Here is a 20,384-nt window from a genome sequence, read left to right as displayed (position 1 = left end):
GGATTATCGCGGCGATGTTGAATTTGTCTGCCCGACCGGCAAAATCGATCTCCGAAGCGGCGGAAGACCGTTTCCGAGAGAGGACGAAAGGTTGCCCATGCGCGAATTCCCATCCGAAACCGTGCCTGCGTCGGCAAAGCGGGGGCTTCACCGGCATCTCTATGTCCAGGTGGTGGTCGCCATTGCCGCGGGCGTGGTGCTGGGGCACTTCGCTCCCGCCACGGGCGCTGCGATGCAGCCGCTGGGCGATGCTTTCATCAAGCTGGTGAAAATGGTCATTGCCCCGGTCATTTTCCTGACCATCGTCACCGGGGTCGCCGGGATGCGCGATCTGGCCGCGGTCGGTCGGGTTGCGGGCAAGGCGTTCGGCTATTTCTTCGTGTTTTCGACACTCGCGCTGATCGTCGGCATGATCGTCGGCAATCTGGTTCAGCCCGGTGCCGCGCTCCACGTCGATCCGGCGACGCTCAGCGCGGCCAAAGTCAGCGAATATGCGGTCAAGGCGCATGAAACCAGCGTTGTCGGGTTCCTGACCGGGATCATTCCCGACACCGTCGGGTCCGCGCTGGTCCAGGGCAATATCCTGCAGGTCGTCTTCGTCGCCATCCTCTTCGGCATTGCGCTCTCGCTCGCCGGGGAAGTCGGCGAACCGGTCACGACCATGCTGGAAAGCCTGTGCGACGTCGTGTTCCGTCTGGTCGGGCTGGTCATGAAGGCCGCTCCGATCGGGGCCTTTGGCGCCATGGCGTTCACCATCGGCAAATACGGCATCGGCGCGCTGCTGGCACTGCTCGGGCTGGTCGCGACGTTCTATTTCACCTCGGCGCTGTTCGTGCTGGTCGTGCTGGGACTGGTGGCGCGAGTCTGCGGGTTCTCGATCCTGCGCCTGATCGCCTATCTCAAGACCGAACTGCTGCTGGTGCTCGGTACGTCCTCGTCCGAAAGCGCGTTGCCGGGGCTTATTTCCAAGCTTGAAGCGGCGGGTTGTCCCAAGGCCATCGTCGGGCTGGTGGTTCCGACCGGCTATTCGTTCAATCTCGACGGCACCAATATCTACATGACGCTGGCCGCGCTGTTCATTGCCCAGGCGACCGGGGTTCACCTCTCGCTCGGCGAACAGGCACTGCTGCTGGGCGTGGCCATGCTGTCCTCGAAAGGTGCGGCGGGCGTCACCGGGGCCGGGTTCATCACGCTGGCCGCGACGCTGTCGATCGTGCCTTCGGTTCCGGTCGCCGGCATGGCGTTGATCCTCGGGGTCGACCGTTTCATGAGCGAGTGCCGTTCTCTGACCAACTTCATCGGCAATGCGGTCGCGACGATCGTGGTGTCGCGGTGGGAAGGGCAGCTGGACCGCGAACGCCTGAATGCCGCGCTTGCCGCCCGTCCTGCCGGCCAGAACGCGGCCTGACATTTCCTGCACGGGTGACGGCCCGCAAAAGGGCCGCGCTCTTCGGTTCGCACACAAGATAACAGGATAACCCCATGACGTACCGTCTCACGCGGCGGGCGCTGCTGACTTGCGCCTGCGCGCTGTCCTGCACGGTTTCCGCCCACGCCGCCGAACAGGATCTCCGGTCGGCGCAGGATTCTGCTGCTTCCTCGAACAACGGCATCACGTTCGGCGCTTACAAGAGCACGCGCAATCCGGCTGAACCGGCCGTCTCGGTCTATCCCAACGAAGCGATCGGGGACGGCGCGACGACGGCGGGCTACAACCTGTCGCGCTGGGGCGAGGATTGGCGCCGCATGTGCGACGCGCGCAATCGCCACGATGTGCTCGACCGTCTCAAGTGCATTTCCTTCGACAGCAGCCACGACATCTACCTGACGCTCAGCGGCGAGGCGCGGTTCCGCACCAACCTCACCACCAATCCGGGGCTCAAGGATGTCGAGGCGCAGCGGCAGGACATGCTGCGTCTGGTCGGGGGCGCGGACCTCCACATCGGCAGCCATATCCGCTTTTACGGCGAAGTCGCCCATGGCGGGCTCTCGGGCATCAATCTGGGCACACCGACGGGTACCCAGCGCAATGATCTCGTCTGGTTGCAGAGCTTTGCCGAAGCGAGCGAAAAGGTGGGCTCGGTCCATTTCGGCGTCCGCTATGGACGGCAGGAATTCACCGACGGGCCGAACCTCCTGGTGTCCCAGCGCGACAACAACAACGTGCGGCAGGTCGAAAACGGCGTGCGGGCTTGGGTGCGCGGTCCCACGCTGCGCGCGGATCTCTTCGACCTGCACATGACGGGCTATGGCAACGGCGGCACGGGCGACGATATCAGCGACCTGTCGCGCCGCTTTTCCGGCGTTACGGCGGGCTGGGTCGTGCCGCGCGGCCTGCTTGGCGGGTCGAAGCTCTATCTCGACCCGTTTCTGTGGCGTTATCGCAATCTGGCCGCGACCTGGGGCACTACGGCTGCGCGCGAACAGCGCATCTATACCGGGGCGCGGCTGTGGGGCGAAATCGGGCGCGTCACTATCGACTGGACGGTCAATCATCAGGGCGGATACCAGAATGCCCGCCCGATTGACGCGTGGCAGGCGTTTCTGGCGCAGACATGGCGTCTGGGTAAGGACGCCAAGGCCCCCCGCCTTGGTATTCATGCCGACTATGCCTCGGGCGGCGGCGCGTTTCAGGGGGGCAAGCTGCGCGATGCGTTCTCGCCGTTCGGGAACAATATCTATTACAGCTACGGCCTGTTCCTGACCCCGACCAACATGCGCGCGATTGCGCCCAATTTCACGTTCCACGCGTTCAAGACCGTGCGCACGACCATCGAATACGAAAAGGTCTGGCGCAATGACGATACCGATGCGGTCTATCGCTCGAACGGGACTGCCTATGCAGGCACGCAGGCCGTGCGCGGTCATGACGTGGGACGCGTCGTGCGGGCCCAGGTCGTCTGGCCGCTGACTTCGCGTCTTACCTTCACCGGACGCGCTGAACGGATGCTGGCGGGCGACGTGCTCAAACGCGCGGGGTTTACCAACTCAACCTTTCTGGCGGGCTGGCTCAGCTACCGATTCTGATCCCGGGGTGGGATGGCGTGGTAATATTCATTCGGAGTGAGCGGGCCTCAGAGCAGAAAAATCCGGATTTTCCGAGTGGATGGTGGGAATCGTCATCAGGGAAAACCAGGAATTCCGGTTCTTCTTGCTTTCAAACAATATCCACTTCGGATATAAAACAACGGCTTCTTCGTTTGATGAGAGGGCGCTTGGAAAGGTCGATCTTTTGCCGTAAACCGATTGCGCGGTTTTCAGAATGTTAACTGTCGGCGGCTAGGACGGGAGATCGAATCTTCGGCCAATCGATGACAGGGAAACGGGTGCTCGCGCTGCGCAACACCATTTTGGAGATGATCGCGAAGGGGGCCGACCTCAAGCTGACGATCGACACTTTGTGCCATCAGGTGGAGGAACTGGCGCCGGGGCTGCTGTGCTCGGTGCTGGAAGTCGATCGCGAAGGATACCTTCATCCGCTGTCTGCGCCGAGCCTGCCGAGGGCCTATAACGATGCCATCGACGGGCTGATGATCGGGCCGAAAGTCGGCTCGTGCGGCAGTGCGGCTTATCTGCGCGAACCGGTGGTGGTCACCGATATTGCCACGGACCCGCGCTGGCACGATTATCGCTATCTCGCGCTTTCCTTTGGTCTGCACGCGTGCTGGTCGACCCCGATTCTCGACCATTCCGGCCGGGTCGTCGCAACGTTCGCGCTCTATTATCAGGAAGCGCGTGCGCCAGGTCCAAACGAACAGGGCATCATAGAGGCCTGCACCGAACTGTGCGGGATTGCCCTTGCCCGGCACCGCCGCGTGCAGGAACGCGAGCGCCAGGCACTGGTCGATGCGCTGACCGGCCTGCCCAACCGGGCGGCATTCGGGGCGGCGCTGGCCGGACTCGATTGCTCTGTTGCGGGGCGGTGGGCCTTGCTGGTGCTCGATCTCGACAATCTCAAAGTCACCAACGACAGCTTCGGTCATCCGATCGGGGATCAGTTGTTGCAGACCGTCGCGACGCGGGTCGCGGCCTCGATTGCGCCCGACCGGGTGTTCCGCACCGGGGGTGACGAGTTCACCATTCTGGTCGAAGCGGCCGCCGCGCTCAGCGATCTCGATGGCTTTGCCGAAGATGTCCTGACCCGGCTGAGCACGGTCATGGTGTGCGAAGGCCACACGATCATCCCGCGCGGGACTATCGGCGGCGCGCTGGTCGCGATCACCGACCGCACCCCCGAAACCGTCCTGCAGAACGCCGACATTGCGCTCTATCATGCCAAGGAAGTCCGCCGCGGCGGTTTTGTCCGGTATTGGCCGGGCATCGATACGCGGATCATGCATCGCATCGCGGCGGTCCGGGATCTGAGCGCGGCTCTGGCCGAGGGGCGGATCGAAGCGCATTACCAGCCGATCGTCCGGCTCGACACCTATGAGATCATCGGCCTTGAAGCCTTGTGCCGGTTGCGGATGGCGAAGGGCGACGTGCTTTCCGCCGCGAGTTTTCAGGATGCGACCGACGATCCCAAGGTCGCGGCGGAACTGACTGCGCGCATGCTCGAACTGGTGGCGCGGGACATGCGCGATTGGGCGGCGCTCGGCCTGCATGGAGGTCCGATCGGCATCAATGTGTCAAAGGCGGACTTTCTGGGCGGGCGGCTGGAAAAGCTGGTTGCCAATGCCATTGAGCATCATGGGCTCAACCCGGCGCAACTGGTGATCGAAATTCCCGAGAAAGTTTGCGCCGCGACCCGCGACGCGGGGTTTATGCAGACGGTTACCGGGCTTCATGCAAGGGGCATTCGCATTGTGCTCGACGATTTCGGCCTGGACGGCGGCATGGTGGAACCCCTGCTGACATTGCCGCTCTATGCCATGAAGATCGACTCCCGGCTGAGCAACGGCGTTCTGACCGACGCGCGACAGGCAGCCATTGTCGGCGGCTTGCTTCACGCCGCCCGCCGCATGGATATTCTGGTCGTCGCCGAAGGCGTCGAAAGCGCGTCGCAGGCTATGCAACTGCGCAATCTGGGCTGCACGCTGGGGCAGGGATACCTCTTTGCGCGTCCTCTCGATCGCGCCGCCATGGCCAGCATGCTGGTTGCGGCTCGTACTTGTCACGCGATCGGGCAATTTTGATCGCAGGCATCGAAGGGCCTTATGCGGACCTGCAATGAGAGAAACTCATCGCAGCTTGGTATTATCCTGCAGGATCGGCAAAGCGATAGGTGTTCTTCCCCGCGTTCTTTGCCTCATAGAGTGCGCGGTCCGCACGGAAAAGCAGCATGTCGGCATCGCGGATGTTTCCCAAGGATGTAGCGATGCCGATACTCAGTCCCACGGTGATTTCGCCATCCGGGGTCGAGAACGGGGTGGCCGCTGCTGCAATCAGGCGTTCGCATAGGGCCGCGATATTCTTGCCCTGCGTATCGCCCTTGCTGTGCATATCAATCAGGGCGGTGAATTCGTCTCCACCCAGACGCGCGACGACATCCTCAGTGCGTAAATGCGAGGCCAGCCGCACGCCCAATGCACGCAGGACCATATCGCCGGTGTGATGGCCGAGTTGGTCGTTGACTTGCTTGAACCCGTCGAGATCCATGTAAAGCAGTGCAAACCGCGTCTCTGAGGTGAGCCGTTCGTCAAGCAGGCGGCGGAATAGAGCCCGATTGGGCAGGCCGGTCAATTCATCGCTACCCGCCAGTCGTTCGAGCCGGGCCTCGTAGGCCTTGCGTCGGTCGATGCTGCGCACCGACACGACATAACCATCCGGTTCTCCGGTATTTCTGTTTCGCGTCAGTCGTAGTGAGGCTTCTATCCAGACCCACGAGCCGTTCTTGTGCTGTTGCCGCAATTCGCAGACCGCGGTTTCCATCTGGCCTTCGCGGAGGGTCTTCATCAAGGCCGCGAGCGGGGCGATGTCGTCGGGGTGAGTGATGTCCGCTGCCCGGGTGCCGATCAGTTCATCGGGTTCATACCCCAGCAATTCGCGGATCGAGGGGGAGAAATACCGCCGGACGCCGTCGAGATCGGCGCGGACGATCGTTTCGGTCGAAGCGTCGGCGAGCAACTGGTAGAATTTCTGCCGCCGGGACAGGACCTGGAAATCGAGTTGCAGAGCCAGCAATTGGTGAGCGAGAGTGCGCAGGGGTTCCCAGCCGATCCGCTCGTCCTCCGATGCCTCGCGTGGACTTTCGTCGAGCAGGGCGAGCGTGCCGATGTCGTCGGGGCCGAAGGCGATCTGCCCCACGAGATGGCGTTGCACCCCGCCGCAGGCATGGGACCAGCGCCGCGAAGCGCCCTCCACCGTGATTTCGACCCCCGCAATCCCCGGCATGGCGCAGGCCATCCGGCATAACGGATCGAAGGCAAGACCGTCAAAGTCCTCGGGGATGCGCTCGAGATAGTATTGCAAGGATCATCGCCGCGAAAATTGACGAAGTATCCGATCTTATTACTCATGGATAAAGAAAATGCAACAATCGTCCTGAGCATTTCCATATCCGATATGACATGTATTTTGCCTTATCGGATAGGCCTCATCAGCACGACATCGACGATCGGACCACCGCGTCGGCCCGGAATGGGGGTGAATGTGCGCAGGATACGCCCGTTGCGCAGCAGCGCGCGGTAATTGGAAAGTTCAGGGCCATAGAGTGCCGCCTCGTCGCCATAGCGGCGATAGTGGGAGAAGATGGCGACGTCGGCGGTACATCCGGGCAGCAGGGCCGGATCGACGTTGCCGATGTCGACGATGGCGTGATCGGCCCGCATATCGTTGACTTTCTTGTACGAGGGCGGCGCTGAAAGAGCGTGGTGGACTTCGATGCAACCCTTGTTTCCCAAGGGAAACAGGACAGGGCCAGGGCGATCGAGCAGGCTGAAGGCGGCCTGTTCGATAAGGACCGAACGATCCGGGGCGACATGGGCGCGGACCCAGGCGCTGGCGGCCTGACGGGTATCATCAGCCCGCATGGTGGTGCGTTGGATGTCGGTCAAGGTCATCGGCACGATGACCAGCACAAGCCCCGTCGCCAGTGCGATTGCCCTCTGCAAGGGAGACGGCAGGCGCGCGGCAAGATGGTCGAGCCCAAGTGCGATGCACAGGGCGATCGCGGGCAGCAAGGGAACTGCCCAGCGTTCCCAGATCAGTGCCTGTGCGGCGGTGACGAGCAGAACCACGACGGCACCGGGCAGCAAGGCGACGGCAAAGATGCGATGGCGTCGGATCGCGACGACCATGCCGCACGCGGCAAGGGCAAGGCCGGGCCAGCCGAAACTTTCGGCAAGCGGCTTGCGTATGTACCAGACGAGATTCCAGCCAAGGCCGTGGCCGGTCGCGCCGAGGTGGTGCTTGCGCGCTTCGCCGCCCAGATCGTGAAGGACCGTGCGGTAATCGAACACGAGATAGGGAGACACCGCGATCAGCGTGATGATCGCGACCACCGGCGCGATCCAGATGCGGCGCAGCCATCGGCCCCGACTGCTCCATAAGCTCGCGGTCATGACATGGACGAGCGCCAGCACGGCAGGCCACTTGGTCGCACAGGCCAGCCCCGCTCCGATCCCGGCCAGGACATGATCGCGCCGGGTGCCGCCCCGGGGACTGTCGCCCGCGATCGAAAGCGCATGGTCGATGCTCCACAGCATTAGCGCGGTCGCCAGCATGTCGGTGCGGATGATCTGCGAAAGTTCGACATGCAGCGCATTGCAGGCAAGCATGAGCGCCGCGATCAGCCCGACACGCGGGCCCGCCACCCGACGCCCGAGGCGATAGGTCAGCACGATCGTCGCCAGTCCGCACCCGACGATGAACAGGCGCATGGGCACGATCACCACGCCCGGATCGGCATAGACCGCCATCACGAAGGCATGGATACCGTGCCATTTGCCCGAGGCCGACCCGATCATGCCGACGAGGACGAAAATCAGCGCCAGCACATAGAGCAGCAAAGTCGCGGGATGGCCGAACCATTCCGGGTCGAGCCGGTGTTCGCGCAACATGTCGAGCGCGGTCATCACGAAGACCGGTTCGTCCGGGTCGTTGAGGTCCGGCAGCCCGAAGCCGATGTGCCACACCCGCAGGGCCGCGGCGAGAAGCAGGATCGCGCAGAGTGCGATCGGCACGATCCGCTTACGGGCGGACGCGATCGGTTCCGTCTTCATGCAGAGCACCAAATGCAGGAGGAACGATGCGAACGGTGATTCTGGCCGGCGGGCTCGGCAGCCGGCTCGGCGAAGAAACCCACGTAAGACCCAAACCCATGGTCGAGATCGGCGGCATGCCGATCCTGTGGCACATCATGAAGATCTACTCGTCTGCCGGGTTCAACGATTTCATCATCTGCCTTGGTTACAAGGGCTATGTCATCAAGGAGTTCTTCGCGAACTACATGTTGCATACCGCCGATGTGACGATCGACTTGCGGCGCGGCAACGGGATGGAAGTGCACTGCACCCGCAATGAACCCTGGCGCGTGACGCTGGTCGAGACCGGCGCGGAAACGATGACCGGTGGACGACTGGCGGCGGTGCGATCCTATCTCGAACCCGACGAGCCGTTCTGCTTCACTTATGGCGACGGCGTGGCGGACATCGACATTGCCGATCTTGTCCGGTTCCACAAGGAAGGTGGACGCCGGGCCACAGTCACCTCGGTGACGCCGCCCGGACGGTTCGGCGCGCTCGAAGCGGACGGCGACAAGATCACCGCGTTCCGCGAAAAACCGGCCGGTGACGGCGGGCGCATCAACGGCGGCTTCTTCGTCGCCGATACCAGCGTCCTCGATCTCGTCGATGGGCCCGAAACGGTGTGGGAAAACGGACCGCTGGAACGGCTCGCCACCATGGGCGACCTGTCGGGATACCGTCACGAAGGGTTCTGGCATCCCATGGATACCTTGCGGGACAAACTTCACCTCGATGCCCTCTGGCAGGAAGGAAACGCGCCGTGGAAGCGCTGGTAATGGGCGGCTCTCTTCGGGGCGCCCCGCTTTGGGCAGGGCGCCGCGTGCTGGTAACCGGGCATACCGGTTTCAAGGGCAGCTGGCTGTCGCTGTGGCTCCATGCGTTGGGTGCGGAGGTGACGGGGCTTGCCCTGCCGCCGCCGACCGATCCCAGCCTGTTCGCGGCCGCGCGCCTCGACGAGTTGATCGACAGCGTCGAAGGCGACGTGCGCGACCGTGACACGGTTTCGGCCGTTGTCGAGCGGTGCCGCCCGGAGATCGTCTTTCACCTGGCCGCACAGCCGCTGGTGCGCTTGTCCTATGTCGAGCCGGTCGAAACCTATGACACCAATGTCATGGGCACGGTCCACGTTCTCGACGCGGTGCGCCGCACGCCCGGCGTTGCCGGTGTGATCTGCGTCACCAGCGACAAGTGCTATGAAAACCGGGAATGGGACTGGCCCTATCGCGAAAGCGACCCGATGGGTGGGTACGATCCTTACAGCAGTTCCAAGGGCTGCGCGGAACTGGTCGTGTCGGCCTGGCGCCGCTCGTTCTTCCACAAGGACGGCCCGGGCCTGGCCTCGGTCCGCGCGGGCAACGTCATCGGCGGCGGGGACTGGGCAGAGGATCGCCTCGTTCCCGATCTCGTCCGCGCGTTCGAGCGCGGCGAAGCGCCGGTCATCCGTTCGCCCGCCTCCGTGCGTCCGTGGCAGCATGTGCTCGAAGCACTGGGCGGATACATGATGATTGCGCAGCGCCTGCTCGACGGCGAGCGCCGCTTTGCCGATGCGTGGAATTTCGGCCCCGTGGACGAGGACGCACGCCCGGTCCGCTGGATCGTCGATCGCATGCGTGCAGGCTGGCAGGACGGGGTGCCGTCCGAAGTGCTCGACGGGGGCCCGCGTCCGCACGAAGCCGGGCTCCTGCGGCTCGACAGCTCGCGCGCGCGGTCGATGCTGGGCTGGCGTCCGTCGCTGCGCCTCGACGAGGCGATCGCGTGGATCGTCGATTGGCACAAGCGGGTCGGCGCCGGGGAAGACCCCCGCGCGGTCAGTCTCGAACAGATCGCGCATTATACCGCTCTTGCCTCGGAAGCGGGAGTTTTTGCCGCAGCCGGATGATCCGGCTTGCGGGCAAGCGCCAGAATGTTGCCCAGCCGCAGCGCGATGCTGCGGCCGGGTAGCGGCAGGGCGCGAAGATGGATGCCCATGGCCTCGAACGCCTGCCGCGCCAGAAAGTCGATGGGGAAATGATTGACGCTGCGGCTGACGCTGCAGTCGCGGTATCCGACCCGCTGCATCATCCCGGCCATCGTGCCGGGATTGAACAAGTGGGGATGTTGCAGGCAGAACGGCGGCCAGCGATTGCCCATGATCCGCCGCAACAGCGACGCTTCGTTATGGGTGACGACCAGCAGCGTGCCGCCGCCACGCAGCTTGCGATGGACGGTGGCAAGCGTCGCCAACGGGTCGATCAGGTGGTCGAGCACGTGGATCATGACGGCAAGGCCGATCGATCCGTCCGGAACCGCCGCCAAGTCGTGGAGGTCGGCCCGGATCGTTGCCGGACATTTTCCGGCCGCCAGCGCCAGTTGCGGGTGGACGGCCCGGTTCGGTTCGAACAAGTGCAAATGGCCGAACGAGCCCTCCGCGACGGCAGAGCGGACGACATGGCCGACGTCGGGGCCGATTTCGAGATAGTCGCCGGTCCCCACGCCATAGGCGCGCGCGGCGGCATAATACCCTCGCTGCGTGGCGGCGATGGCGTCTCCGGCGACGGCCTCCATGTTGGGGGCCATCGCCGAATAGAGATCGGCAAGCTGCGCGTCGTCGAAATAGGTCGCACAGAACAGCATCCTGCAGATCAGGCAGCGATGGTAGGTGAAGAACGGCTTCCCCTGACGCAGGCCTGTCCAAAAAGGGCGCAGCGCCTCGAGCGTCATGGCCTCGGCGGGCTGGGACGCGCGGACTTCGGGATGCATGCGCCGGTTGCCGCAACAGGGGCATGTCCGTTCGCGCAAGGCGGGCAGCGTCATCGGCGGTCTCCGCTGTGACGAAAGGTGACGTGGTTGTGCCAGAACCAGCTTCCCGCGACGAGAACGAGGGTAAAGCCGGACTGCGCGATGACCGGGGCAATGCGCGCGCCTTCGACGAGCAGCGGCAGGATTGCCCAGTTCGCTGCATAGTTGAACAGGTAGAACCCCGCAAAGGCGCCGAATTCGCGCACGGCCCGGTCGGCGGGGGTGCGGAACACGCCCAGCTTGTGCGTGGCAAAGCCAAAGCACAGGCCAAGCACCTGCGCGATCAGCAGCGCGATCATGTAATGCGCGCGCAAGGGCACGATCACCCACATGAGCAAGGGATAGATCGCGATCCCGAAGGCGGTATTGAGCGCCCCCGCAATGGCGAAACGCAGCGGGCGGCGGTCGAGCAGGGCCACCGTGCTCATGGTTCCTCCATCAACGGGATCGCCATGTTGGCGGCAAGCACTTCACGCGGGAGGAAGGGCGAAAGGTCTTCGAGCGCGGGCGAGGTGATGCGTCCGTCGGGATGCGAGCGCGATCCCAGCTTGGGTGCGAATTCGACGTTCTCGTCGATGATGATCTCGCACAGGGCGGGGCCGGGCGCGGCGAGCGTCGCGGCAATCGCCGCGCCGAGCGTGGCATGGTTGTCGGCGCGGGCATAGGAAAAGCCGAAAGCGTCGGAAAGCCGCGCGAAATCGGGGAAAGTGACGTTGCTCTTGGGCCCGCCGCCGACTTCGACGCCATTGAAGAATTTGCGGTGCGTCTGGAAGATCGAGACGTAGCCTGCATTGTTCAACAGGAAGACTTTGACCGGCATGTCGTATCCGGCGATGGTCTGCATTTCCTGAAGGTTCATCATGATGCTGCCGTCGCCCGCGATGCAGATGACGCGGCGATCACCTCCGGTCGCGGCCCAGACTCCGATCGCGGCGGGCAGGTCATAGCCCATCGTCGCACAGCCCGAATTCGTCCACAGCCGCTGCCCCTTCTGAATGCGGGCAACCTGGAACCCGACGACACAGGCGCTGCCGTTGCCGGTGACGACGATGTCGTCATCGTCCAGCGCGTCGAACAGGGCGTCCATCGCGACATAGGGGTGATTGGTCGGGCCATGGTCGCGATATTCGGGCAGGACCGTGGGGAAAAGCGCATTGCGTTCGCGCGCCCAGTGCAGCCATTCGCGATGGGCCATGGTCGGCCCCGCATAGGCAAGCGCGTTGAGCCGGGGCAGCAGATCGGCAAGATCGGCAACGACCGGGATGTCGGGCCGAACCGTCGGCTTGCGCAGTTCGAGCGGGTCGATGTCGACCCAGATCTTGCACGCCGCGCGGGCGAAGCTCTGCCAGTTGTAGCTGACCTGGCGGATGTTGAGACGGCTTCCCAGAACGAGCAGCAGGTCCGCGCTTTGCGTCACCATGTTGCCACCCCGGTCGCCGACGGTTCCGGGGCGCCCGGCATAAAGCGGGTGGTCGTTCCACAGCGCATCGTGGGCGTTCCACGCGGTGACGACGGGGATGCCGAGCCGCTCGATCAGAGTGATGAAGGCGTCATGGGCGCCGCTCAGGCGCACGCCCGATCCGACCAGGATGACGGGCCGCTCGGCCACCGCGATGCGGTCGAGGATAAGCCGGGCCGCCGCGTCGAGATCGGTTTCCCGCCAGGGTTCGTCGAGTTCGATCGGGTCAAATCCGGGAAGGTCCGTGGGATCGATCCGGGCCGCCTGAACATCGAGTGGAATGTCGAGCCAGACCGGGCCGGGGCGCCCGTTCGTTGCCAGATGCAGCGCCTTTTCGAGGTGATAGCGGATCGCGCGGGGATCGGTCACCATCGCGGCATATTTGGTGACCGGACTGACCAGATCCTCGATGTCGAGTTCCTGATCGCCGAGCTGGCGCAGGGGCAGGCCGGTCGAACGCACGGTGGTCTCGCGCTTTACTTGGCCCGAAATTACCAGCATCGGGATCGAATCCACATAGGCGCCATAGACGCCGGTGATCGCATTGGTCCCGCCCGGGCCCGAGGTGACATTGACAACTGCCGGACGATTGGTGAGCCGGGCATAGGCCTCGGCCGCCATCGACAGCGCCTGTTCGTGATGGGTGAATGTGGTCTTGAGGCCAGGATGCGTGCCGAGCGAATGGTTGAGGTGCATCGCGCCGCCGCCGGTCAGCATGAAGACATCCGCAATGCCGTGATCGACCAGCCATTGGGCCAGCCAGTCGGACAGTTTGACAGTGGGAGGGGGTACTTGGGTCATCGGGTCCATCCATTGGCAAGGGCGGTGCGGCGGATCGCCATGTCGAGGTCGACAGTCTGCAAAAGGCCCAGATCCTCGCGAATGCGACGCGTGGAGGGGGCATAGCGGCCGGGGTTCCAGCCCGGATCGTCGCGTCCGAGAATGCGGACGCCGGGCGCGCGAAGAATGCGGGCAGTCCGCTCGGCAAGCTCGGCGATGGAGACTGCCTCTTCCGATCCGACGTTGTAGGTGCTGCCCGGTTCGGCGGCGAGAAGGACGGTCCACATCCACACCGCAAGGTCGGCGGCATAGAGATAGGAGCGTACCGCCTGTCCCGAACCTTCTACCACGATCGGGCGTCCGGCGATGGCGTCGCGAATGAAATTCCCCGCCGCGAAATGGATGTCGAGCGACAGCAGGGGGCCGAGCAGAGCAAAGATCCGCGTGGTGACGGCATCGAGGCCATGTTGCCGGGCGGCAATCGCGACCAGCATTTCGGCGGCGCGCTTGGCTTCGGCATAGACCGCGCCCGGATCGCGCGGATCGGGCCCGCCGATCCAGTCTTCATTGACCAGCGCCAGCTCGGGTGGCTGGCGACCATAGACCGCGCCCGAACTCATGAACAGGAACCGGGCATCGTGGGCGACGGAAAAATCAACCAGATGGCGCGTTCCGCTGACGATGGTGTCGAACATGCGGCGCGGATCGGTCGCGGTCAGATGGGCGCTGGCATCGGTGGCGCCGTGAATGACGTGGGTAAAACGTCCCGGCGGCGGGGTGAAGCCGCGCAGGACATCGCCCTCGATCGTCGTGCATCGCGCGGCAAGATGCGGCGCGCGGCGGGCAAAGCCTGCCGGATCGCGGCTGAGCACGGTGACGTCGAGCGTGATCGGCGCGCGGACGAGTGCTTCGAGCATCCAGCGGCCGATGAACCCGGTCGCGCCGGTGAAGAACAGGCGTGCACCGTCGATGCGGGGCCATAGCGGGGCAAGCGCCCGGTCGATGGTTTCGAGATCGACGGGAGGGATCATGCCGGGGCTCCGGTGGTGCGGGGGCGGGCGTGGTGGCGGAACGTGCCGAGCACCTGGGCAACGCCGTCGAGCGAGAGCACCCAGACGATCAGGATGATGATGCCCGGGCGCAGGAAATGGCCGATGGTGAGGCCGAATTCAGGCGTGACGGGGTGCCCGCCGAGCCAGCTTTCCGAATTGATCCGCAGGATCGGGGCGACCATCCGGTCCCCGGCGAGCAGCAGCGTATAGGAGAGCAGGACCGCAATCCGCGATCCGATCCCGCGTGCCGGTTCGAGCAGGACGAGAAACACGAGGAAAGCCTGCGTATAGCCGCCTGGCGACTGGGTCACGAGATAGGCGCCCAGCATGACCGCCGCGATGCGGGCGTGGGAAAGCGCCTTGGGACGCAGGGCCGCCGCGCCCAGACACGCGAGCGCCACGATCTGGGTCGAACGGATTGCCAGCGGCACGAATGTTTCGACGCCTTCGACAATGCGCGAGGGGACGAAGTCGAGCAGCGGCACGCCGGTTTTGTCGAGCATCAGAAAGGGGGCGTAGCTCGTCGAATAGTTGATTTCGTTCCACACCTGCCCACCGACGAATGTGACCCAGTTGGTGGTGTTGCTGACCAGTTCGCCGATCGATCCCGCACCGACCAGAGCCAGCGTGACGAGATAGACCGCGATGGTCGCAAGTCCGGCGAGTTCGAGCGGGCGCCATTCCCGCCGCACCCCCTGCGCAAGTGCGGGCAGCAGCAGGTACGGCTTGAAATTGATCGTCAGTGCCGTTGCCAGTGCCTGCATCATGCGCGACCGGGTGATCGGCGCATGGGCGATGGCAAAGAAGATGAAGCAGACGAGGATCAGGTTGCCGCGTTCAAGCGTGAACAGCAGCGGCAGGCCGAACGAAAAGGCGAGCGTGCGCGGCAGCGCGGTTCGACGGTCGCTGCGATAGAACGCGAGCCCGGCGACGACGATGTCGAGCCCATAGCAGAGCGCGATCGTCGTTTGTCCCAGCCAGTCGCAGTCGCGTGCGGCAAAGGGCGAGGCGACATAGCAGTCCGACAGGCTGAACAGCCGCAGGAACACGAACGAGAGCGGCGGATAGATGCTGCGCCAGACATCGTAGGCCCCCGGATGGTTCGCCCAATAGGCCGTGTTGAACCAGTCCATGAAGGTGTCGTTGGTGTCGAACACAAATGGCTGGGGCAGGAAGCCTTCGACCAGCAGATGGCGGATCGTCCATCCCGTGCTCGCCAGAACCGCAAGCATCATCGCGAGTTCGAGCAGCGGGGGGCCTGTTCGGCGGCGACCGGCGGGTGTCATGCGGCGCGGGTCCGGGGATCGTTGACGCGGCATTCCTCGATGACGAGCGGAATGTGGCGCGTGCGTTCGGTCAGCAGGCGGACCTGATCCCCGATCAGCCCGACGAACAGCATCATCACGGCAAACATTGCGGTCGCGATGGCGCCTGCGAAAAGGAACAGGGTCGCGGCCCAGCCGAGCACCGCGCCCGCCAGTCCGAAGGCCAGGAGCAAGAGTGCAAGCGGCCCCAGCAAGAGGGCGAGCACGATCGGCACCCTGAGCAGCGCCTTGGCCGACCCGGCAAGGCCCGAGAGGGCAAAGCCCATGAGCGAACGCAGCCCGTTCTTGGTGGTTCCTGCGGCCCGTTCGGGGCGGTCAAACGGGACCAGTGCAATCGAAAATCCGCTTTCGACGACCATGCCGCGAAAGAACGGTTCGGGTTCCTGCCACTGCGCAAGGGTATCGACCACGCGCCGGTCGAACAGGCCGAAACCGGTGACGTCGGGAAGGACCGGATAGTCCGCGATCCGGCCCAGAAGCGCGTATCCGGTGCGACGGGCGAGCGTCAGGAGCGCGCCGCTACGTTCGCTGCGCCGTTGGCCCATGACGATCATCGCGCCTTCGCGCCATTTCCGCACGAATTCGCCGATCATCTCGGGCGGGTCCTGAAAATCGGCGCACATGCCGATCACTGCGCGGCCGCGCGCCTGATAGATGCCGTAAGTGGGCGAGCGCATCTGGCCGTAATTGCGATTGTTGAAAATCGCCCAGACGCGTGGATTGGTCGCACAGATCTCCCGGATCGCCTCGCGCGTGCCGTCGGTCGAGGCATTGTCGATGAGCACGATCTCGTGCCCATAGGCCCAGCGGGCGGCCTCGCGGTCGACGGCCGCGACGATCCCCGCGACGTTTTCCACTTCGTTGAAGCAGGGAATGACGATCGAAAGTTCAGGGGGCTGTTCGGCGGACGAGTTCATTCCTCGTCCTTCCTATCGAGCAGGGGGAGGCGCATGCCCGTTGCGGGAGCGTAGATCTCGGTAAAGAACGCGAGCAGGCCGACGAGCGCCAGCATGGCGACGGCCCCGATGTTGAACTTGCGGTCGGGGTCGAGCCGGGGCGCCTCGATCACCTGGGCATCCGACGCGGTCTCGGTCGCCAGCGCCTCGACCTCGGTTTCCTCCGAGGCGCGGGCATAGACTTCGTAGAGCGCCTGGGCGAAGCGATAGTCGCGATAGAGATCGAGGTAATGCGCGCTGATTTCCGAAAGGCCCGCGACGTTGGGGCCGGCGGTTCCGGTTTCCGGGGTCGCGCTTTTCGCGATCTGGGTCCGCAAGGCGGCGATCTGGGTCTCGACGGCCTGGAACTGCGGGTTTTCGGTCCCCTGAAAGCGTTGCAGGGTTTGCAATTCGACCTGTTTGGCCTGCAATTGAGCCTGAAGCCCCGCGCGCAAGGTCAGCTCGCTGCCGAGCTGGGCTTCGGGTGCGGCAAGGTTGTTGCCCCGGCGAAAGGCGTTGAGCGCGGCTTCCGAGGTTGCGACGCGGGTGGTCGCATCGCGGAACCGGTTGCCGACGACGGTCCGCTTGCGGGTGATGCGTTCGGAGGCCAGAGCATTGAGCCGCGCGGTGATCGCCTCCACATAGGTCGAGGTCAGCTTTTCGGCCTCGTCAGGCGCATGGGCGCGGGTTTCGATCTCGATGATCCCGCCGGTCAGCGAGTGGACGTCGACCATGCGGTCGAGCGCCAGTCGCGCGCTGCGGTCCGACCCGAAATGGGCCGCGTCGTCGAGATGGAGCCGCGTGATGACCGCGCTTGCCACTTCCTGGCTGCGCGCGGTCGCCAGATAGAGGTCGATCGGCTGCTTCGACCCGCCGAGCAGGGCGGCAAAGCCCTGAAACTGGCTGCCCAGGGCATTGACCAGCGAATTGAGGCCGATCGAACTTGCGTCCTGCGGCACGATCCGCGCCCGCGCGACATAGGGTTGGGGAAACGCGGTCAGGAGAGCAAGGACGAGCCCCGTTCCCAGATAGGCGCGCCGCCGCATGCGGGTTTCACGCATGACGCGAAGGGCAAAGGCATGGGTTTGGTCGATGCGGTTCATCCGGCGAGCCCCTTGATCGAGGCGGCACCGACGAGCCCGCCGAAAAGGCTGGTGGTGATGTCGCGGAACCGGGCCCAGAATTCGCCGCGCGCGGCATCGACCGGCATGTAGACGAGATCGCCGGGCAAGGCCTTTTCCCGGTAGGTCGCCTTATGCATCGCGATCACCGTGCCGTTGGCGCGGATGACGAAGACCCCGCTCTTGTCGGCAAGCCGCTGGGCACCCCCGGCGAGGGCGACGGCATCGCCGATGGTCATGCCGTCGCGATAGGCGAACGAAGCGGGGCTTGCGACCGAACCGAACACGCCGATGGTGACCGGGCGGGTGGGGATCTCGATGGTGTCGTTGTTCTCGACGACGATATCGCCCGGCAGGCTGGTCGCAGTAACCGGGATGTCGAGGACAAGGCGCCCGCTCGGTTCGCGTTCGCGCATTTTCTTCACGACGGAATCGATGAGCGCGATACTGCCTGCCTGCGTCAGTTGCGCGCGGTTGACCGAGACCAGCGGCTGCGTGCGCAAGAGCAGTTCCATGTCAGCGAGCGCACGGGCAAAGCTCTCGCGCTGTTGCGCCTTCACGCTTTCGCGGGTGATGACGCCTGCATAGGGAAAGGCTTGCGAGGTAAGGCCGCCGGCGCGTTCGATCACGTCGGCAAGATGCGTTCCGGGCGCAAAGTAATAGCGGCCCGGATGGCGGACTTCGCCGCCCACCGTCACCAGCACCGGCTGGCTGTCGATCGGCCGGGCAATCCCTGCATCGGAAAGGACACGCACGATCTGTCCGCGTTCCACTTTGCGGTTGCGCGCGTCGGCGGCGCTCAATTGCTGCCAGCCGGTCGTACGGTCGAGCGTGTCGAGCACCATCAGGCGGCTGTCGTCGGCAACGGTATTGATCCCGCCTGCATCGGAAACGGCATCGACCAGCGTTTCGCCCGGCGCGATTTCGAAGATCGCCTCGCGGTTGACGCTGCCCAGGACCGCGACTTGCTTGCCCGACGGAGCGACATAGATGACGTCGCCGTTCTGGAGCGTTTTGTCCCCGCTCTTGTCCCCGCGCAGCAGCAGGTCATAGAAGTCGAAGTCGGAAATGATCCTGCCGTTCCGGCTCAGCCGGATCGAGCGGAAGCTGCCGCCTGCGGCCGGGCCCCCGGCGGCCATGACCGCGTTGACCAATGTCGAGAGGCTGTTGACCGTATAGGCGCCCGGACGGCGGGCAAAGCCGGTGACATAGACCGTCAGCCCGTGCAGGCGCGAGACCGAGACATCGACTGTGAAATTGCGATATTGCCGCCCGACTTCGCGCGTGATCGTCGCGGCAAGGTCGGCGTAGCGCAGGCTGCCGACGGTGATCGTCCCGACGCGCGGCACGAAAATGCGTCCTTCGCTGTCGATCGTCAGGCGCAGGGCCGAGGCCTGAATGGATCCGGCGAGATTGAGCAGAAGCTGATCGCCCGGATTGAGGCGATAGTCGCCCGGAATGGCGGTGGTGCCGGGCAAAGTGAAATCGCGGGCTTCGGGCAGCAGCAGGTCCGAACCGAACCGGCGCAGCGGCTTGCCCGCGAGCTTGGAGACATAAGTCTCAAACTCGCTTGGTGGCGCAGGCGGTGGCGGCGCTTCGGGGGGATTGGAGAGGGGGCCGGCGCCCTGCATCGCGGCGGGAATGGCCTCGCGCGGGTCGCTGGCGGGTTGCTCGATCACCGTCGGGGCGTATCCGCCCGCGCTCTGGGTCTGGGGCACGGCCATCGTCGCCTGCGAGGACGACGGGGTGGCGCTTTGCGTGGAGGTCTGGGACGATGACCCGATGGGTGAGGTCAATTGGGCCTGCGCGCCCGACGACAGGGTGACGGCCAGCGCGATCCCCAGTCCCAGCGTGCGCGGGGTCTGGCCGATCCGTGTGCCGGTCGAAACGAAGCGGAATCTCGAAGTCATGCGGCAATGGCTTTCAGGCAGTCGAGCGGAGCGATCGGTTGCAGGACGGGAAAGAGTGCAGCGTGCGCGAGATCCCACGCGGACCGGTTCGCCGCGACGAGGAGACCCGGCGCGGGGCCGCCGACGCGATAGGGCGATCCGTCCCAATGGGTGGCGACGCCGCCCGCTTCTTCGACAAACAGCACCCCGGCGGCATGATCCCAGGGCAGGATGCGTTGGAAGAGGGCCATGTCGTTGCGGCCCAGCACCAGCCGGGGATAGCTTTCAGCCGCACAGCGCGGGATCGGTTCGAGCGTGAAATGACGCCGCGCCTCTTCCGCGACGCGCAAGCGCACGTCGGGGGCCATGAACTGGGTCGCGAGCGCGGCGACAGGCGTCGGTGCGCCTGTCCCTTGCGCCGCGACCCGTTGCCCGGAAACGGTCGCGCCCTTGCCCCGCTCGGCGTGGCACAGGCGGTCCGTCACCGGGTCGAGCATCCATGCCGCCTGCGGAACGCCGTCGGCCACCAAGGCGACCATCATCCCGAAGGGATGGTGCCCCGAGGCGAAATTGCCGGTTCCGTCGAGGGGATCGACCAGCCAGACCAGTCCCTTGCCCGCTTCGGCGAGCAGGGCGGGATCGTCGGCGCAGGCTTCCTCTCCGATCACCCGAGCGCCTGTCCCGAGCGCCTCGAGCCCGGTGCGCAGGCGTTCTTCGGACAAGCGGTCGATCCGGGTGACGACTTCACCCGGGCTCTTTTCGGCAATGTCGTCCTCGGCAAGCCGACGGAACGAGGGCATGACCACCTCTGCCGCGACCGAGCGCAGCAGAGCGGCAACAGCGTCATCGAGCGGCATGG

16 protein-coding genes are annotated in these 20,384 nt (G+C 64.8%); 5 read left to right on the top strand and 11 right to left on the bottom strand.

The genetic code is table 11. The features are described from left to right. Positions 1-97 precede the first annotated feature (97 nt). The 3 genes from dctA (at position 98) to Y88_RS09810 (ending at position 5,135) form a co-directional block, all read left to right on the top strand. Positions 98-1,408 (top strand): C4-dicarboxylate transporter DctA, encoded by a 1,311-nt coding sequence (gene dctA, locus Y88_RS09820; RefSeq protein WP_018075926.1) that lies wholly within the window; start codon positions 98-100, stop codon positions 1,406-1,408. Between the two features lie 74 nt (positions 1,409-1,482). Then, entirely contained in the window at positions 1,483-3,027 is a 1,545-nt protein-coding gene (locus tag Y88_RS09815; protein WP_008068663.1) for an alginate export family protein, read from the top strand. 284 nt (positions 3,028-3,311) lie between these two features. Beyond that, complete coding sequence (locus Y88_RS09810) at positions 3,312-5,135, top strand: putative bifunctional diguanylate cyclase/phosphodiesterase (RefSeq protein ID WP_008068666.1); 1,824 nt, start codon at positions 3,312-3,314, stop codon at positions 5,133-5,135. 61 nt (positions 5,136-5,196) lie between these two features. Here Y88_RS09810 and Y88_RS09805 read toward each other — a convergent pair whose 3' ends face one another. Together Y88_RS09805 and Y88_RS09800 are read right to left on the bottom strand one after the other, a co-directional pair. After that, on the bottom strand, positions 5,197-6,411 hold the full coding sequence (locus tag Y88_RS09805; RefSeq protein ID WP_008068668.1) for a sensor domain-containing diguanylate cyclase: 1,215 nt from the start codon (positions 6,409-6,411) through the stop codon (positions 5,197-5,199). A 110-nt stretch (positions 6,412-6,521) separates the two neighbouring features. Continuing rightward, positions 6,522-8,162, bottom strand: a complete 1,641-nt coding sequence (locus tag Y88_RS09800; RefSeq protein WP_008068669.1) for an ArnT family glycosyltransferase — start codon at positions 8,160-8,162, stop codon at positions 6,522-6,524. 26 nt (positions 8,163-8,188) lie between these two features. On the opposite strand from Y88_RS09800, the gene rfbF reads away from it, so the two are divergent. Together rfbF and rfbG are read left to right on the top strand one after the other, a co-directional pair. Beyond that, on the top strand, positions 8,189-8,962 hold the full coding sequence (gene rfbF, locus Y88_RS09795; RefSeq protein WP_018075924.1) for a glucose-1-phosphate cytidylyltransferase: 774 nt from the start codon (positions 8,189-8,191) through the stop codon (positions 8,960-8,962). Next, positions 8,947-10,065, top strand: a complete 1,119-nt coding sequence (gene rfbG / locus Y88_RS09790; protein ID WP_232281004.1) for a CDP-glucose 4,6-dehydratase — start codon at positions 8,947-8,949, stop codon at positions 10,063-10,065. The genes rfbF and rfbG overlap by 16 nt, the downstream gene beginning before the upstream one ends. On the opposite strand, the gene Y88_RS09785 is transcribed toward rfbG, so the two are convergent. Genes Y88_RS09785 through Y88_RS09745 form a run of 9 tightly spaced genes read right to left on the bottom strand, consistent with a single transcriptional unit; the run spans position 10,017 to position 20,382 of the window. Beyond that, the gene (locus Y88_RS09785) at positions 10,017-10,979 is read right to left on the bottom strand and encodes a class I SAM-dependent methyltransferase (RefSeq protein WP_008068672.1); all 963 of its coding nucleotides are present in this window, start codon (positions 10,977-10,979) and stop codon (positions 10,017-10,019) included. The two genes, rfbG and Y88_RS09785, sit on opposite strands and share 49 nt — an antisense overlap. Further along, positions 10,976-11,392, bottom strand: a complete 417-nt coding sequence (locus Y88_RS09780) for a GtrA family protein (protein WP_008068678.1) — start codon at positions 11,390-11,392, stop codon at positions 10,976-10,978. The genes Y88_RS09785 and Y88_RS09780 overlap by 4 nt, the downstream gene beginning before the upstream one ends. Further along, a complete protein-coding gene (locus Y88_RS09775) occupies positions 11,389-13,224 on the bottom strand; it encodes a thiamine pyrophosphate-binding protein (protein WP_232281003.1) in 1,836 nt (611 codons plus the stop codon). The genes Y88_RS09780 and Y88_RS09775 overlap by 4 nt, the downstream gene beginning before the upstream one ends. Then, positions 13,221-14,234 (bottom strand): NAD-dependent epimerase/dehydratase family protein, encoded by a 1,014-nt coding sequence (locus tag Y88_RS09770; RefSeq protein ID WP_008068682.1) that lies wholly within the window; start codon positions 14,232-14,234, stop codon positions 13,221-13,223. The genes Y88_RS09775 and Y88_RS09770 overlap by 4 nt, the downstream gene beginning before the upstream one ends. Then, entirely contained in the window at positions 14,231-15,541 is a 1,311-nt protein-coding gene (locus Y88_RS09765; RefSeq protein ID WP_008068683.1) for a hypothetical protein, read from the bottom strand. Before Y88_RS09765 ends, Y88_RS09770 begins: the two co-directional genes overlap by 4 nt. Further along, a complete protein-coding gene (locus Y88_RS09760) occupies positions 15,538-16,497 on the bottom strand; it encodes a glycosyltransferase family 2 protein (RefSeq protein ID WP_008068684.1) in 960 nt (319 codons plus the stop codon). Before Y88_RS09760 ends, Y88_RS09765 begins: the two co-directional genes overlap by 4 nt. Then, on the bottom strand, positions 16,494-17,618 hold the full coding sequence (locus Y88_RS09755) for a capsule polysaccharide export protein (RefSeq protein ID WP_008068685.1): 1,125 nt from the start codon (positions 17,616-17,618) through the stop codon (positions 16,494-16,496). Before Y88_RS09755 ends, Y88_RS09760 begins: the two co-directional genes overlap by 4 nt. Continuing rightward, positions 17,615-19,546: an SLBB domain-containing protein gene (locus Y88_RS09750; RefSeq protein ID WP_008068692.1), complete on the bottom strand. Its 1,932-nt coding sequence runs from the start codon at positions 19,544-19,546 to the stop codon at positions 17,615-17,617. The genes Y88_RS09755 and Y88_RS09750 overlap by 4 nt, the downstream gene beginning before the upstream one ends. Beyond that, the gene (locus Y88_RS09745; protein ID WP_008068694.1) at positions 19,543-20,382 is read right to left on the bottom strand and encodes an inositol monophosphatase family protein; all 840 of its coding nucleotides are present in this window, start codon (positions 20,380-20,382) and stop codon (positions 19,543-19,545) included. The genes Y88_RS09750 and Y88_RS09745 overlap by 4 nt, the downstream gene beginning before the upstream one ends. Between the last annotated feature and the right edge of the window lie 2 nt (positions 20,383-20,384).

This window comes from Novosphingobium nitrogenifigens DSM 19370 (assembly GCF_000192575.1).
GTDB classification, from domain to species: domain Bacteria; phylum Pseudomonadota; class Alphaproteobacteria; order Sphingomonadales; family Sphingomonadaceae; genus Novosphingobium; species Novosphingobium nitrogenifigens.
The sequence above is the reverse complement of the archived record's forward strand: the minus strand, read 5'-3'. Positions and strand labels throughout refer to the sequence as shown.

Excerpts from the sequence above, each read along its gene's own strand:
- Y88_RS09760 (WP_008068684.1), bottom strand. The coding sequence starts at position 16,497 with ATGAACTCGTCCGCCGAACAGCCCCCTGAACTTTCGATCGTCATTCCC.
- Y88_RS09775 (WP_232281003.1), bottom strand. The coding sequence starts at position 13,224 with ATGACCCAAGTACCCCCTCCCACTGTCAAACTGTCCGACTGGCTGGCC.
- Y88_RS09750 (WP_008068692.1), bottom strand. The coding sequence starts at position 19,546 with ATGACTTCGAGATTCCGCTTCGTTTCGACCGGCACACGGATCGGCCAG.
- Y88_RS09755 (WP_008068685.1), bottom strand. The coding sequence starts at position 17,618 with ATGAACCGCATCGACCAAACCCATGCCTTTGCCCTTCGCGTCATGCGT.
- Y88_RS09770 (WP_008068682.1), bottom strand. The coding sequence starts at position 14,234 with ATGATCCCTCCCGTCGATCTCGAAACCATCGACCGGGCGCTTGCCCCG.
- dctA (WP_018075926.1), top strand. The coding sequence starts at position 98 with ATGCGCGAATTCCCATCCGAAACCGTGCCTGCGTCGGCAAAGCGGGGG.
- Y88_RS09800 (WP_008068669.1), bottom strand. The coding sequence starts at position 8,162 with ATGAAGACGGAACCGATCGCGTCCGCCCGTAAGCGGATCGTGCCGATC.
- Y88_RS09785 (WP_008068672.1), bottom strand. The coding sequence starts at position 10,979 with ATGACGCTGCCCGCCTTGCGCGAACGGACATGCCCCTGTTGCGGCAAC.
- Y88_RS09765 (WP_008068683.1), bottom strand. The coding sequence starts at position 15,541 with ATGACACCCGCCGGTCGCCGCCGAACAGGCCCCCCGCTGCTCGAACTC.
- Y88_RS09745 (WP_008068694.1), bottom strand. The coding sequence starts at position 20,382 with ATGCCGCTCGATGACGCTGTTGCCGCTCTGCTGCGCTCGGTCGCGGCA.
- Y88_RS09810 (WP_008068666.1), top strand. The coding sequence starts at position 3,312 with ATGACAGGGAAACGGGTGCTCGCGCTGCGCAACACCATTTTGGAGATG.
- rfbF (WP_018075924.1), top strand. The coding sequence starts at position 8,189 with ATGCGAACGGTGATTCTGGCCGGCGGGCTCGGCAGCCGGCTCGGCGAA.
- Y88_RS09780 (WP_008068678.1), bottom strand. The coding sequence starts at position 11,392 with ATGAGCACGGTGGCCCTGCTCGACCGCCGCCCGCTGCGTTTCGCCATT.
- Y88_RS09815 (WP_008068663.1), top strand. The coding sequence starts at position 1,483 with ATGACGTACCGTCTCACGCGGCGGGCGCTGCTGACTTGCGCCTGCGCG.